A 16,074-nucleotide genomic window follows, 5' to 3' on the forward strand; every position below is an offset into this window, starting at 1 on the left:
TTTAAATTAATTAGTCAATACGTGTATCTTTATCTTTTCTCAAGCAATTCTTACATATACCTTTATAATAATAATGCACTTCCGATACCTGATGTCCGTCCATCTCCAAGCTCTCTACCTTTTTCACCGCTTCCAGACATTGCAAGTCATAAATATGTCCGCAACGTTTGCATAGGAAATGAGAGTGAATAGAGGTATCCGCATCAAAATTAGTATTCTTCTCATCAATAGTAAGCATCTGAGCCGCTCCTTGTTCTGAAAATAGTTTCAAAGTATTGTAAACTGTCGTCTTTGAAAGTGTAGGCATCGAAGGAGACAATGCTGTATATATATCATCAGCCGACGGATGGATAGGATGCTCCATCAAATATTGCATGATAGCAATACGCTGCATCGAAGGCTTTATATTATGTTCTAATAATCTTTCGTACGGTTTCATCATTTAGCCCTTTCTTTCCAAAATTGTATTCATTACAATTATAAATCCAGTGCAAAGATAGAAAGGCTTTATTGGATTTCCAAATATTTTCAAGTTTTTTTTAGAAAGATTCAAATCAACTGTATAAATACCTGTATTTTTGTGTTACAAACAGTCACACACTTATCTTTCATTTTGAAAGTCCATTTAAATGTTTAAACAACAGTAACATTCTTGATGTAAAAGCCCCTATTGAAAGGATTCATTGCTGAAAAGATAAATATTCAAAACTATTTTCCTATTTTTGCATCCACTATATATAAATAAGGTATAAGATGAACTACGGATTCGTAAAAGTAGCAGCAGCTGTGCCACACATAAAGGTGGCTGACTGTAAATTCAATGTAGAGAGAATAGAAAGTCTGATTGCAGTGGCCGAAGGGAAGGGAGTGCAAATCATAATCTTCCCGGAAATGAGTATTACCGGATATACTTGTGGTGACTTATTTGGGCAGCAGCTTTTATTGGAAGAAGCAGAAATGGGAATCATGCAGATTCTGAATAATACACGCCAGTTGGATATTATCTCCATTGTCGGTATGCCGGTAGTGGTCAATTCGACAGTTATCAACGGGGCTGTAGTTATTCAGAAAGGAAAAGTATTAGGTATTGCAGCCAAAACTTATCTCCCCAATTATAAAGAGTTTTATGAGCAGCGTTGGTTCACTTCTGCCCTACAGCTCACAACAGATAACGTACGTTTGTGCGGACAAATTGTTCCCATAGGCGCAAACCTACTTTTTGAAACTTCAGATACCACTTTCGGAATTGAGATTTGTGAAGACCTTTGGTCTACAATTCCTCCCAGTTCCTCACTTGCACTGCAAGGGGCGGAAATTCTATTTAATATGTCGGCAGACAATGAAGGTATCGGAAAACATAATTATCTGTGTTCCCTTATCAGTCAGCAATCTGCACGCTGCATCGCGGGATATGTATTCTCATCTTGCGGCTTCGGTGAGTCTACTACTGATGTAGTTTTCGCAGGAAATGGATTGATTTACGAGAACGGCAGCCTGCTTGCATGCAGTGAACGTTTCAGCATGGAAGAACAACTTATTATCAGTGAGATTGATGTAGAACGCATACGTGCAGAACGTAGAATCAATACGACTTTCGCTGCTAACCAAGCTAATTTAGGAGATAAAAAAGCTGTTTCGATTGCTACGGAATTTGTAAATAGCAAAGAACTGACACTAACCCGGAGTTTCAATCCGCATCCTTTTGTCCCACAAGGGAAAGAGCTAAACGAACACTGTGAAGACGTTTTTTCTATTCAAGTAGCAGGATTGGCAAAACGCCTCGTTCATACCGGAGCTAAGACTGCTGTAGTCGGTATTTCCGGGGGACTGGATTCAACACTGGCATTACTTGTTTGTGTGAAGACTTTCGACAAACTGGGATTATCCAGAAAAGGAATTCTTGGCATTACAATGCCTGGCTTCGGAACTACTGACCGGACTTACCACAATGCTATCGACTTAATGAAGTCATTAGGAATATCTATCCGTGAAATCAGCATCAAAGATGCTTGTATACAGCATTTCAAAGATATAGAGCACGATATAAATGTGCATGACGTCACTTATGAGAACTCACAGGCACGCGAACGTACACAAATATTAATGGACGTAGCCAACCAGACTTGGGGAATGGTAGTAGGCACAGGTGACTTATCCGAACTCGCTTTGGGGTGGGCAACCTACAATGGGGACCATATGTCAATGTACGGTGTCAATGCAAGCGTGCCCAAAACACTCGTTAAATATCTGGTGCAGTGGGTGGCAGAAAATGGTGTAGATGAGGATTCAAAAGCAACTTTACTTGATATAGTAGATACACCTATCAGCCCGGAATTGATTCCTGCTGATGAAAATGGAGAAATCCAACAAAAAACGGAAGATTTGGTAGGTCCTTACGAGTTGCATGACTTCTTCCTTTATTATTTCCTGCGTTTTGGTTTCCGTCCGGCAAAGATTTATTATCTGGCAAAGATTGCATTCAAAGGCAGTTATGATGAAGAGACAATTAAGAAATGGTTATTCATTTTCTTCCGTCGTTTCTTCAATCAACAGTTTAAACGTTCTTGTCTGCCCGATGGTCCGAAAGTTGGTAGTATTTCTATTAGTCCAAGAGGAGATTGGCGAATGCCGAGTGATGCCAGTTCGGCGATGTGGCTTAAAGAAATCGAAAACTTATAATCTTCTTTATAGGGAGTTTATTTTGGCAGGCATTTTTGTCTGCCACATTTTTGTATTTATTTTAAGTATTATACGGGGAAAAACAAAAATGTCACAGCGCTATCTATCAACAACTTAGGTATAAAAACGGGCTCTTTTTAAGAAAAGTTCACAAAAAACATACGGTTGTTTTTGGCTTTTTGGAGATAAAAACTGCACTTTTCGCGTAATTCACTATATTCCAACGTATTAGCATTTATTACAAATAACTATTCGGACGGACTTGTGCAACTATTCAGTTACACAAGTCCGTCCGGGTAGTTGCTCAAGTCCATTTGCACCGTTACACAAGTGCAACAGAATAATACTAGCTGTTGAATTGGTTAATAGATAAGGAAAAAACATTAATTCATGCAATAGAAGTTTCTAAATCTTCCTTATGATTCGACTAAATCATACAATCTATTAAATTATTGCATCACTTCTTTTTTTATTCTTTCTATATCAGCTTCTCTGATTCTTCGAATAATATTTTTATAAATACGATGAAAACCAAAGCCCCCTTCAGTCATTTCGCGAATCGCATCTTCTTTAGAGACATTCTGAAATACAATACGGTAGAGTGCACAAACGGCTCCTGTACGGTCGGAACCATGATGACAATGGATTACAATAGGAGCTTTGCGATTCTTTATGATACATAATGTTCTTATTAATTGCTCCTCACTGACTGAGTGCGCCTTCATTTTTACCCGATGGAGCTTCACAGCTGTGCCTTTTGCTTCATCATCATCACTATGTCTGTTCCGAAGATTAAGAGACTCTTTGATTCCATATTTTTCGAGAGCTTTAAAGTCGGCTGATGAAGGCTGCTCTGAACGGTATACTCCCACATCTATCTTATACAAATTGGCCAGTTCACTGTCAGGAAGAATAATCTTCTCAGGTTTCAGAGTTTGACTAAAGACTGAGAATGAGAAGATTATTCCTAAAAGCAGACTCAATAAGATTCGTCTTTTCATAAATCTATGAGGTCACAATTATAAATTAGCAATCAATCAAAGTACGCCTTTACTGGACGGAAGTTCAAAATGATAGATGTCTCTTTTGAGCGCCATCTTCAAGGCACGTGCAAGGGCTTTAAAAATTCCCTCTATCTTGTGATGTTCATTCTGCCCTTCTGCTTTGATATTCAGATTCATTTTTGCAGCGTCACTTAATGACTTAAAGAAATGAAGAAACATTTCCGTAGGCATCTCTCCTATCTTTTCGCGCTTAAATTCAGCATCCCATACTAACCAAGGGCGACCGCCGAAATCCAGACAAACCTGACAGAGACAATCATCCATAGGCAATGCATAACCATATCGTTCGATTCCTCTCTTGCTGCCCAAAGCCTGATAAATGCACTCTCCCAAAGCAATAGCAGTATCTTCGATGGTATGATGTTCGTCTACCTCCAAATCTCCTTTTACACGAATTGTCAAATCCATGCCGGAGTGTTTTCCAATCTGTTCGAGCATATGGTCGAAGAAACCAAGACCGGTAGAAATATCACAAGTACCATTTCCATCAAGGTTCAGAGCTACATATATATCCGTTTCTTTAGTTGTACGACGGACCTCCGCTTTTCGTTCACCTGCAAAAAGGAACTCGGCTATCTTATCCCAATCTGTTGTTGCAAGCACACAAAAATCTTCCAGACCTTTTTCTTTCAAACTTTCAGTTGAGTCTTGTAAATAGATGGCACGACATCCCAAGTTCTTGGCAAGCTCCACATCAGTAGGACGGTCACCAATCACAAAACTTCCGGCAAGGTCATAGTCGGGATTGTCGATGTATTTTGTCAACATGCCAGTACGCGGTTTGCGAGTCGGTGCGTTATCCTCAGGAAAACTACGGTCTATCAGAATATCATCAAAAGTAATCCCCTCTCCTTCCAATGTTTTCAACATCAGATTGTGGGCAGGCCAGAATGTTTCTTCCGGAAAAGAAGAAGTGCCCAATCCGTCCTGATTAGTGACCATCACAAAATCGAAATCTAGTTTGCTACGGATAAAACCCAAATTACGGAAAACCTTCGGGTAGAATTCTAACTTTTCTAATGAATCGAGCTGATAATCAACAGGTGGTTCAATGACCAATGTACCATCTCTATCTATAAATAATACTTTCTTCTTCATATTCCTTATCCTTCGTATTTTCTAAGAGCTGCCAGCAATGTGTTATTTTCTACCCGGGTACCCACCGTTACACGCAAGCAGTTGCAACAAAGTGATACAGAGTGGCGATTACGGACAATGATACCTTCGCCTACCAGATAATTGTAAATTTTCACAGCATCCGTCACTTTAGCCAGGAAAAAGTTCGCATCAGACGGGAATAGTTTGATGGTGCAGGGTAGTTTTTCAAATTCTACTTCCAGATAGTCACGCTCTTCTTTCAGTGTTTTCACCCAACGTTCTATCTCATAATATTTGTGTAACATAGAGATAGCCTGCTGCTGAGTCAATTGATTGACATTATAAGGATACTTGATTTTACTCAGGATACCGATTATTTCCGTTGACGCGAATGCCATTCCCAAACGGATGGCGGCACATCCCCATGCTTTGGAAAATGTCTGGAATACAACAAGATTCGGATATTTATCCAGTTCTTCCAGGAAGGAAGGTGCGGAAGAGAAATCATTATATGCCTCATCCAACATTACCAGCCCTTCAAACTTACAAAGAAGCTTTTCTATTTCGGAACGAAGCAGGTCGTTTCCTGTCGGATTGTTCGGCGAACAGAGGAAAATCAGTTTGGTATGGTCGTCAGTAGCCGCCAACAGTTTATCTGCCGAAAACTGGAAATTATCATCCAACAGCACTTTCCGGTATTCTATATCATTCACATCGGCACAGACCTGATACATTCCATAAGTAGGGTCGATAGCTACGACATTATCCTTACCCGGTTCGCAGAATGCACGAAAAACCAAGTCAATAGCCTCGTCACTACCATTTCCCAAGAAAATATGTTCGGGAGATACTTTCTTGATTTTCGACAGCAGAGTTTTCAACTCCCACTGCATAGGATCCGGATAACGGTTATGAGGTGTATTGTACGGATTCTCGTTCGCGTCCAAAAAGACAGATGCCGTAAAACCTTTATATTCATCACGAGCCGAAGAGTATGGTTTCAACTTCCATATGTTCGGTCGGGTTAGTTCTTGTAACGTTTTCATCAGCAATACTTTTTAATTTTCAATTATTACTTATTAATTGCTTTGAGACGGATAGTGACAGCATTCTTATGCGCGTCCAAATGTTCATTGGCAGCCATTTCTTCGATAGCCGGACCGATAGCTTTTATTCCTTCTGGAAGGATTTCCTGGAATGTAATCTTACGGATGAAACTATCCAGGCTTACACCGCTATATGCTTTTGCATATCCATTAGTCGGTAAGGTGTGATTCGTACCGGAAGCATAGTCGCCCGCACTTTCAGGAGTCAAAGACCCCAAGAATACAGAACCGGCATTGGTGACACACTCAGCTACTTCCATATAGTTTTCCGTTTCTATAATCAAGTGTTCGGGAGCATAAGCATTTGTAAGTTCCAATGCTTCAGCCATATCCTTCACCAGAATCAGTTTACTGTTCTCCAATGATTTGGCAGCAATCTCCCGACGAGGCAATTCAGCCAGTTGACGCTCTACTTCTGCCATAACTTCTGTTTGTAGTTTCTCGGAAGTCGTAATCAATATGGCCTGGCTATCCACTCCGTGTTCTGCCTGCGACAATAAATCCGCAGCCACAAAAGCCGGATTTGCCGATGCATCAGCCAAAACTTCCACTTCTGAAGGACCGGCAGGCATATCAATAGCCACATCCCGCAAGCTGACCAATTGCTTGGCGGCTGTCACATATTGGTTACCGGGACCGAAAATCTTATATACTTTAGGAACACTTTCCGTTCCATAAGCCATCGCTGCAATAGCTTGTACACCACCTGCCTTGAAAATCTTGCTTACTCCTGCCAATTGAGCAGCGAAAAGAATGGCCGGGTGAATGTTTCCTTCCTTATCAGGAGGAGTACAAAGTACGATCTCTTTGCATCCGGCAATTTTTGCGGGGACAGCCAGCATCAGTACCGTTGAAAAAAGCGGGGCTGTTCCGCCCGGAATATAAAGTCCTACTTTTTCGATACCTACCGCTTTCTGCCAACAGGTTACACCGTTCATCGTTTCTACTTTCTTTCCGACAAAGCGTTGTGAGGAGTGGAATGTTTCAATATTCTGTTTTGCTAAAGAGATGGCAGCTTTCAGTTTGTCACTCACCAATGATTCGGCTGCCTGTATTTCTTCAGGAGTGACAGCAAGCGCAGGCAGAGTTACTTTGTCAAAAGCCGCTTCATATTCGAGTACAGCTTTATCGCCTTCTGCCCTTACCTTATTTATAATGGAACGAACCGTATCAAACAGACTTTCCGTATTCAGTGCCGGACGCTTCAAAAGCTCCGTCCACTGTTCTTTAGAAGGATACTTAATCAATTTCATAGTTCACATTTATACTATCATCTTTTCAATCGGCAATACCAAGATGCCCTCTGCTCCCAAAGCTTTCAACTTCCCGATGATTTCCCAGAAACGTTTTTCATCAAGTACTGTATGAACGGAACACCAGCCTTCTTGCGCCAATGGCATAACGGTAGGACTCTTCATACCCGGCAATACGGCGATAATTTCTTCCAACTTATCTTTCGGGGCATTCATCAACACGTATTTCTTGTCTTCCGCTGTCTTCACTGCATTCATACGGAACAGAAGTTCATTCAGCACCTCTTTTTTCTCATCGCTCATATTCTTGTTACCAATCAGCAGAGCCTCCGATTTCATAACCACTTCCACCTCTTTCAAACGGTTGCTGACCAAAGTGGAACCGGAACTTACAATGTCAAAAATAGCGTCAGCCAAACCAATGCCCGGAGATACTTCTACGGAACCGGTGATAACATGGATTTCTGCATTCACACCATTTTTCTTCAAGAAGTTGCGGAGAATAACAGGATAAGAAGTAGCTATTTTCTTATCATTGAACCAGGATAATCCGGGATATTCAAGATCTTTCGGCATAGCTAATGACAAACGGCATTTACTGAATCCCAAGCGTTTAATGATTTCAGCATCTTCTTCTTTTTCCATAAATTCATTTTCACCGACAACACCCAAATCGGCTACACCGGTAGCTACCGTTTGCGGAATATCATCGTCACGAAGAAATAATACTTCAATAGGAAAATTGGATGACTGCACCAACAAGGTACGTTTAGTAGTGCTCAACTTGATATCCGACTCTTCTAAAAGTGCCATCGTCTCTTCAAAGAGACGTCCTTTGGCTTGTACTGCGATTCTTAACATGGTCTTATTTAATTATTAATTACTATTTGAATTTGAAAATAAAAAAGGCTTACCGTATTCGGTAAGCCTTCGTTATCGTTATATAGAGTATACACAATATCATCTATGCCCACCGATTATTCGTTAGGAAAATGATGATGATGTGTAGCTGTATATTTCATATTTCTTTTATTATCTGCGACAAAATTAAAGCATTTGTTTTATACTTCCAAACATTTATCACAAAAACTTGAGTTTTTATTTCAAATTAAAGGTAGAAAGATAAATCATTTCCACTCATTTACTTTCGGATACAACGAATTGCAAAAGCTTTTTTCTCGACACCCGGAGCAGACTTTCCAATCGTATTTTCGTCACTTTTCAGGTAAAAGACATCATCGGCTATTGCTGTATTTGTATCATCCAATGTCCAATATGCCAAATGCTTACCTTCAAATATATTCTGATTCGGTTCAACCCACATGCCTATAGGGGCGGCATTGAAACCTGAAAGATTATTAGCAGGCTGCGCTGTCTCTCCTGTTTTCAGAGGTAACCAAGTTCCTGATTTCAACAAAGAAGCATCTCCTTTTAGATAAGTATTCAAGAGACTCCAATCCCCTTTATTCGGTATGTTCCAATGTGCGGGTAAGAAATTAGCAGATAATGCCACATTAGCAGTATAAAAATGATGTTCTGCATCCGATTGCAAATATCCGACAGCATTTTCTGTTACGGCATCCAACTTAGGAAGTTCGTCGCCATTCACATACAAGGCAGTTTCCAAATTATCCCGCATCCAGTATTGAGCTCCAATCTTCACCAATGGATAGTTATGAATCATACCACCACGCACATCACGGACAACGTCTTCTAATGCCAAAACTGATAATACATTATCTGCAACTGCTGTTGACAATGAAATTTTCCCGTCTGCCAGTACATAAACATTATTACGAGCAGCTAAATTTCCGGCAATATAAGTCAAAGAATTATCTTCCACATTCCATGAAACACTTCCACCATGAACCTTACCTGATTTTTCTAATAGTTGAGCAACAATTCCTTGTGATAAATCAACACTGCCATCTTCTTTCATCGGATAAGCAACAATCGCTTGGGAAGAAAATTCCGGAGTTACCAAATACTCTTTACATATTTCAGCAACTTGTTTTCCAGAATTCAATACTTTATACACATTTGATTTCTCAAAAGTCAGCTTCGATACATCTACATATTTATGAAGAGTCACCGATTCAGTCTGATCTACCTCAGTCCCATCCCAATCACCGATTTCTCCACTGACCTTACTCATTAATATATCTTCATCTGCTACAAATGTGATTTCCAGTTCTCTTTGCTTACCGCTTGCCAACTGTAAGGTAGAAGGCAGCAAACTGGTATATGGTCTTCCTTCGGCTTCCAATGTTATATACTGGTATCCCATCGTCGCTTCCTGTGGTATCAGAATAAGTTCTTTTCCTACCAATCTCCCCTCTTTTATTTCCCATCCACCTGCAGGAATTATTTCTTTCTCTTCGGAATAAGTAGAGAAAGTCTTTTTCTGAAAATCATAAATAGCCTTAGTATAAAAACCATTAACAGAAAGTGTAGGATTGGCAGATAACATATCTTCTACATTTTCTCCTTCACCCGGAACAAGAACTATCTTCAAACGGAAGAACTGGTGATTATAAGTCAGAGCTACAGCCTCTTTACTTGCTAACACATCTTCTTTGGATGCAATCAGAAAATCCGAATGTGAATAATCAATAGATTTATTCTGACTCGTAGCAACCGATACTTGCATAGTGCTTTCCCCCATTGCTACTCCTTCTTCTTGATACGGATAATAACTGATTAAATTCAACGTTACTCCATCGTCCGGATAATAAACCGACTCATCAGAAACAAATTCACCACTGGAAGAACGTACAAAATGAAGATTATCGGCGTAACGTTCTTCTTGCATTGTTGTGTTACCGGCAAGTGCAAACAAACCAACCTCATCCCCTTCTTCAAAATTATTATTTGCCACACGAGTATTGACTACTTCGCGAATATCAGCTACAAATTTCAATGGAATATCTCCATTATTGATTATTTCCCCTTCTTCTGAAATATGATTTACACAAGCTGTTAGCGAAACAGAATACAGAATAAATAAACCTACTCCCACAAATAGGTCATGGCATGTTTTCATTATTATTGTTTATTGGTCAAAACTAGAAATCGCTGATTGAGCAGAAGAATGACATAAGAGGAAGTATTCGCTTTCAGTTATGAGACACACAACACGTCTGTTGTTACTGTAGAATCGTTAATTTCAGCATTCCATTTTGGAATACCGGAAGCGAAAGTACATATTATAGTTAAGAGAAGACATATTTCAATTAAGAAATCTTCTTATTTCATTTTTAATCAACAAATAATCAAGTACTTAGCAGAACATATATATATTCAATCGATTTAATCCTACACCTTATTATATAAGAAAGCTCCATTTTTAGAAAGAATAAACCACTTCTATTCCGGCAATATGTTTCCCCCGTGAAGCCTCATACTGATAACAATAAAACGCATCTAATGACCAACGTTTAGCTAAATCAAATTCTACTCCCGGACGATAGCGCATACGATCTGCCCTCCAAAAAGAAGCATCGTCCAGACTTTGATAAATTTCGAGAGAGAAATAAGGTGAAACAATCCCTTTTGCCGGTGCATAGGCTAATTTTAAACGGGAACGCAGACGGGTTTCCGAATCTCCACGGTCAAAAGTCTGCTGAAAACTTTCCCGCAAAGAAACTTTCAACCATTGATAACGATAACTTGCAACCGCACTGATATGATAACGATGCCTAAGTTTCCAATCCGAATCTCCCAGACTCCAAAAATGAGTTTCATAACCGACGCCAAAGTTCAAGAAGGAATATGCATGGTAAACACCGCCGACGGTAAGTCCCCAACGATCCATTCTGCTCATATCCTCTTTCGTGCGCAGTTCCAAATCACCGGAAACAGAAAATCGGGAATCTATTTTATGATTCACTTTGAACTTAGTCCATGTAGTGAAATCATCACTTTGTGCCCATACGGAGGAGGCTGTTCCAACTAATAAAACAAACAGCCAAACCTTAGTATTTAATAATATTCTATCCATTGATTATCGGGTTAAAGTTGCAAAGATAGTAAATTATCTCCGGCAAAGAAAAATCATGATACTGAAATAAATCTGAATTATTGAAAGAGAAATCACTGTGGCGGAAGAACGCCTATCCAAACGTGACGGCATGGGTATATGAGATACAAAATCATTCCCAATACATGTAACGAAAGGAACTCAACTTCTGATAATGGAAATACCAATATAATTTCACTGACATTTCAATCTATTCCATTAAAAAAGCGACCTCATCGCAAAGATGAGATCGCTTTTCTATTATCAATCTATCAGAGAAACGATTATTTCGCTTTCTTATAGTTTTCCAGTCCGGTCTGCAAGAATTCGATATACTTAGGAATATCCTCGTTGTAAGCATATGACTTGTTCACCGGTTTGCCCTGATTATCCAGCAATACATAGAAAGGCTGGGCGTTAGCGCCAAACTTTACACGTTGCAGATAGCTCCATTTATCACCGACCGTACGCAAAGTGCGCTCTGTACCGTTTTCTACGATTTTCACAGGCTCGCTCAAAGGAGTTTTGTTATCTACATAAAGGGTAATCAATACATAGTCATTATTAATCAAATCGCTCACTTTCGGGTCAGTCCATACCGCTGCTTCCATCTTACGGCAGTTTACACAACCATATCCGGTGAAGTCAAGCATGACAGGTTTTCCATTCAGACGCGCATATTCCATGCCCAAATCATAGTCGTCGAATTTCGCATGTACGTCATTCTTATACAGGTTGAAGTCCTGCGTCTGCATAGGCGGAGCAAATGCACTTACCGCTTTCAACGGTGCTCCCCACAAACCGGGAACCATATAAACCGCAAATGCCAAAGAGACGAGCGCCATAAAGAAACGGGTAACTCCCACCTTATTATCATCGTCATCATGCGGAAACTTAATCTTACCCAACAGATAGAATCCGAGCAAAGCAAAAATAACAATCCATAAAGCAAGGAATGTTTCACGGTCAAGCAATCTCCAGCCATAAGCCAAATCGGCTACTGACAAGAATTTAAGCGCGAATGCCAGTTCGAGGAAACCTAATGTCACCTTAATCACATTCATCCATCCGCCTGATTTCGGCATAGACTTCAGCCATGACGGGAACAATGCGAACAGAGTGAACGGCAAAGCCAGTGCGATGGCAAACCCAAACATACCGATAGCTGGAGCAACGACACTTCCTGTTGTGGATACCTGTACAAGCAAGAAACCGATAATCGGACCTGTACAAGAGAAAGAAACCAGCGAAAGCGTGAAAGCCATCAGGAAAATACTCAATAAGCCGGTTGTAGATTCCGCTTTGCTATCCACTGCATTTCCCCACTTCGACGGAAGTCTGATTTCGAATGCTCCAAAGAACGAAGCTGCGAAAATCACCAGCATCAGGAAGAAGAGAATATTAAAGACTGCATTGGTAGACAACGCATTCAGTGCACTAGCGCCAAAAATCAATGTAATAGCCAGCCCCAATGCCACATAAATCACAACGATGGATGCTCCATACGTCCATGCGTCACGAATACCTTTCTTTTTATCCTTGCTGCGTTTCAGGAAGAAGCTGACCGTCATCGGGATAATCGGCCATACACAAGGAGTGAACAAAGCCAGCAATCCGCCAAGGAAACCTGTTATAAAAATATATATCCAGGACATATCTTTCTGACCATGTTCTTCGCCCAACGCTTGCAAATCGCTGATAACCGGCTTCCAAAGTTCACCGGATGCAACGGCAGGCTGAATATCCGTAGCCGCATCCACCGGAGTGGCGGGCACCAGTTCCATCATAGCAGCAGAATCTTTCACTTCGGTAGGAGCGGGAGCAGGTTCTTCCTTTTTCTCCAGCTCTTTTTTCTCCGGTTCTTTTTTCTCCGGTTCTTTTTTCTCCGGTTCTGTTTTAGCCGGTTGTTCTGTTTTAGCCGCAGGCGCATTTCCAGCTTTTGCTACCCCGGAAAACTTGAACGGAACTTCGGTAGGCGGAAGACAACTCTCGTCATCACAAGCTCCATATTCCAGATACCCCTCTATCTCATAAGCCCCGCCTGTGAGTTTTACTTTCTGAATAAACTTTGCAGTATTCTCAAAGTAACGTACTTTCATTTCAAACAACTTGTCGAAAGTAGCTACTTCTTTGCCAACCGGTTTCAATTTTCCGACAAGCTCCAGACCACTTTTCTTATCAACATTGAATGTTGCGGAAATAGGTCCGCCATCTCCAAGTTCGGTTGAATAAACATGCCACCCGTTATCAATGGTAGCGGTAAATACAATCTCCGCTTCCGTATCAGAAAGAGTGTTCAACTCAGTCTTGAACTTTACCGGATCTTTAATCTGCGCCTGCAAAGCATAGCCTACAAAGCTTAAAAGCAGAAAAGAAATTAACTTTTTCATTTTCAATAATTGGAGGGTTATAATTCATAATCTACACACGCACGGCTTTCCTTCGTCTCAGCCAGAATCTTGCCGGCAGCTACATGGTCGGGATGCGTTGCATAGTATTTCACGTCTTCCAGAGTATCAAACTCACTATAAAGTGCTATATTCCAGGTTTCTCCAGGATTCATGTTCAATCCGACTTCAACTTTTCGGATTACGGAGATTTTAGCAGGAAGCGCTTCTATTGCTTCCTTAAATTTCGTCATAACTGCCCGCTTCTCTTCGGCAGAAACTTCGTCTTTTAACTTAAATAATACAATGTGTTTTACCATTACGTTGTTATTTTAATGAATTGTTTCTATATTTGTCTTGTTAATACTTTGCATAAACAATGCAAATTTACTCTATTTGGTTTAAATATACACTTAAAGAGATGTTAATTATAGGAATAGCAGGCGGAACTGGCTCTGGAAAGACCACCGTCGTACGAAAAATCGTAGAAAGTCTCCCCGCAGGGGAAGTAGTATTATTACCTCAGGACTCATACTACAAGGATAGTAGCCACGTCCCGGTTGAAGAACGCCAAAATATTAATTTTGACCATCCGGATGCTTTTGAATGGAGTTTGCTCTCCAAACATGTCATGACACTGAAAGAAGGAAAGAGCATCGAACAACCCACCTATTCTTATCTGACATGCACCCGCCAGCCCGAAACAATTCATATCGAGCCACGCGAAGTCATTATTATCGAGGGAATCCTTGCCTTATGCGACAAGAAACTACGTAATATGATGGACCTTAAAATATTCGTAGATGCCGATCCGGACGAACGTTTGATACGTGTCATCCAAAGAGACGTTGTAGAACGAGGACGCACGGCCGAAGCTGTAATGGAACGCTACACACGGGTTCTGAAACCGATGCACCTGCAATTTATCGAACCTTGCAAACGCTATGCCGACCTTATCGTGCCGGAAGGCGGCAGCAATAAGGTGGCTATTGATATACTGACCATGTATATCAAGAAGCACTTGAAGAGTTGAGAGTTGAAAATTAAAAATTAAGAAATGAATGCCAGGACACTGATTATCCCTTTATTCCTTGTGTTATTCTGTTGCGTAATCGGATGCCGGGACAAGCAGCATAGCAAGACGGATGAATCCGCACGTGATCTCCCACAGATAAAAGATAGTGGTGAACTGGTTGTATTGACATTATACAGCTCTACTTCATATTTCATTTACCGGGGACAGGAAATGGGATTCCAGTATGAACTCAGCGAACAGTTTGCCAAAAGCCTGGGATTAAAGCTCAGAATCGAAGTAGCCAACAACGTCGACGAACTGATCCGGAAATTACTGGCAGGTGAAGGGGACATGATTGCCTACAACCTGCCCATAACCAAAGAATGGAAAGACAGTCTCCTTTATTGCGGTGAAGACGTGATTACCCACCAGGTGATTGTTCAGCAAGGAAGAGGAAAGCGAAAACCTTTGAAAGATGTTACCGAACTGATTGGAAAGGACATATATGTAAAGCCCGGAAAGTATTATGGCCGTCTCATCAATCTGAACAGTGAGCTGGGCGGCGGAATCCAAATCCATGAAGTGACCAATGACAGCATTACCACCGAGGACTTAATCACCCAAGTGGCGCAAGGGAAAATACCATATACAGTGGCGGACAACGATTTGGCGAAATTAAACAAAACGTATTATCCCAATCTGGATATCAGCCTACCTATCAGTTTCGACCAGCGCTCTTCCTGGGCTGTACGGAAAGACAGCCCGGAACTGGCCGCAGCCGCCACTAAATGGCATCAGGAGAATATGACTTCTCCGGCTTATACTGCCAGTATGAAACGCTATTTTGAAAATAGCAAAATGATGCCCCACTCTCCTATCCTTTCATTGAAAGAGGGAAAGATTTCCCATTATGACGATTTGTTCAAAAAGTACTCCAAAGATATCGGATGGGATTGGCGTATGCTTGCATCGCTGGCTTATACGGAATCCAATTTCGATACCACGGCTGTATCCTGGGCAGGTGCCAAAGGACTCATGCAGCTAATGCCCGCCACCGCCCGGGCAATGGGAGTACCTGCCGGAAAAGAACAAAACCCGGAAGAGAGCGTTAAGGCAGCTATCAAATACATTGCTGCCACTGACCGCAGTTTCAGTATGATTCCCGACAAAGAGGAACGTCTCAACTTTATTCTGGCTTCCTACAATGCCGGTTTAGGGCATATTTACGATGCCATGGCTCTGGCGGAGAAGTACGGCAAGAACAAATTGGTATGGAAAGATAATGTGGAAAACTTTATCTTACTCAAAAGTAATGAAGAGTACTTCACCGACCCCGTTTGTAAAAACGGTTATTTCCGTGGCATAGAGACTTACAATTTCGTCCGTGATATCATGTCACGCTATGAGTCTTACAAAAAGAAAATCAAAGCGTAAAAATCATTATTTATTTATAA

At 40.9% G+C, this 16,074-nt stretch carries 13 protein-coding genes; 3 read left to right on the forward strand and 10 right to left on the reverse strand.

The annotated features are described in order from the left end of the window. Window positions 1-10: 10 nt before the first annotated feature. The gene (locus CLIN57ABFB40_RS09105) at window positions 11-439 is read right to left on the reverse strand and encodes a Fur family transcriptional regulator (protein ID WP_175630362.1); all 429 of its coding nucleotides are present in this window, start codon (window positions 437-439) and stop codon (window positions 11-13) included. Between the two features lie 314 nt (window positions 440-753). On the opposite strand from CLIN57ABFB40_RS09105, the gene CLIN57ABFB40_RS09110 reads away from it, so the two are divergent. Continuing rightward, window positions 754-2,679, forward strand: coding sequence for an NAD(+) synthase (locus CLIN57ABFB40_RS09110; RefSeq protein WP_175629795.1), 1,926 nt, complete (start codon window positions 754-756; stop codon window positions 2,677-2,679). 449 nt (window positions 2,680-3,128) lie between these two features. Here the strand turns inward: CLIN57ABFB40_RS09110 and CLIN57ABFB40_RS09115 are convergent, their stop codons facing one another. The 9 genes from CLIN57ABFB40_RS09115 to CLIN57ABFB40_RS09155 form a co-directional block, all read right to left on the reverse strand. After that, window positions 3,129-3,680 carry a dual specificity protein phosphatase family protein gene (locus CLIN57ABFB40_RS09115; RefSeq protein ID WP_175629796.1) on the reverse strand — a complete coding sequence of 184 codons (552 nt, stop codon included), beginning with the start codon at window positions 3,678-3,680 and terminating at the stop codon, window positions 3,129-3,131. 36 nt (window positions 3,681-3,716) lie between these two features. Then, on the reverse strand, window positions 3,717-4,841 hold the full coding sequence (gene hisB / locus CLIN57ABFB40_RS09120) for a bifunctional histidinol-phosphatase/imidazoleglycerol-phosphate dehydratase HisB (RefSeq protein ID WP_175629797.1): 1,125 nt from the start codon (window positions 4,839-4,841) through the stop codon (window positions 3,717-3,719). A 5-nt stretch (window positions 4,842-4,846) separates the two neighbouring features. Further along, window positions 4,847-5,887, reverse strand: coding sequence for a histidinol-phosphate transaminase (gene hisC, locus CLIN57ABFB40_RS09125; RefSeq protein WP_175629798.1), 1,041 nt, complete (start codon window positions 5,885-5,887; stop codon window positions 4,847-4,849). A gap of 26 nt (window positions 5,888-5,913) precedes the next feature. Next, window positions 5,914-7,200 (reverse strand): histidinol dehydrogenase, encoded by a 1,287-nt coding sequence (gene hisD, locus CLIN57ABFB40_RS09130; protein WP_175629799.1) that lies wholly within the window; start codon window positions 7,198-7,200, stop codon window positions 5,914-5,916. Between the two features lie 9 nt (window positions 7,201-7,209). Then, window positions 7,210-8,061: an ATP phosphoribosyltransferase gene (gene hisG, locus CLIN57ABFB40_RS09135; protein WP_175629800.1), complete on the reverse strand. Its 852-nt coding sequence runs from the start codon at window positions 8,059-8,061 to the stop codon at window positions 7,210-7,212. A gap of 280 nt (window positions 8,062-8,341) precedes the next feature. After that, window positions 8,342-10,243 carry a fimbrillin family protein gene (locus CLIN57ABFB40_RS09140; protein ID WP_175629801.1) on the reverse strand — a complete coding sequence of 634 codons (1,902 nt, stop codon included), beginning with the start codon at window positions 10,241-10,243 and terminating at the stop codon, window positions 8,342-8,344. 303 nt (window positions 10,244-10,546) lie between these two features. Next, window positions 10,547-11,200 (reverse strand): DUF2490 domain-containing protein, encoded by a 654-nt coding sequence (locus tag CLIN57ABFB40_RS09145; protein WP_175629802.1) that lies wholly within the window; start codon window positions 11,198-11,200, stop codon window positions 10,547-10,549. Between the two features lie 302 nt (window positions 11,201-11,502). Beyond that, window positions 11,503-13,608 (reverse strand): protein-disulfide reductase DsbD family protein, encoded by a 2,106-nt coding sequence (locus CLIN57ABFB40_RS09150; protein WP_175629803.1) that lies wholly within the window; start codon window positions 13,606-13,608, stop codon window positions 11,503-11,505. A gap of 17 nt (window positions 13,609-13,625) precedes the next feature. Next, entirely contained in the window at window positions 13,626-13,925 is a 300-nt protein-coding gene (locus CLIN57ABFB40_RS09155; RefSeq protein ID WP_024987726.1) for a Dabb family protein, read from the reverse strand. A gap of 101 nt (window positions 13,926-14,026) precedes the next feature. Between CLIN57ABFB40_RS09155 and udk the strand changes: the two genes are divergently transcribed. Continuing rightward, window positions 14,027-14,638 carry a uridine kinase gene (gene udk / locus CLIN57ABFB40_RS09160; RefSeq protein WP_121766704.1) on the forward strand — a complete coding sequence of 204 codons (612 nt, stop codon included), beginning with the start codon at window positions 14,027-14,029 and terminating at the stop codon, window positions 14,636-14,638. A 24-nt stretch (window positions 14,639-14,662) separates the two neighbouring features. Next, a complete protein-coding gene (locus CLIN57ABFB40_RS09165; protein ID WP_175629804.1) occupies window positions 14,663-16,054 on the forward strand; it encodes a transglycosylase SLT domain-containing protein in 1,392 nt (463 codons plus the stop codon). Window positions 16,055-16,074 lie beyond the last annotated feature (20 nt).

The organism is Bacteroides acidifaciens, assembly GCF_903181435.1.
Taxonomy (GTDB): domain Bacteria; phylum Bacteroidota; class Bacteroidia; order Bacteroidales; family Bacteroidaceae; genus Bacteroides.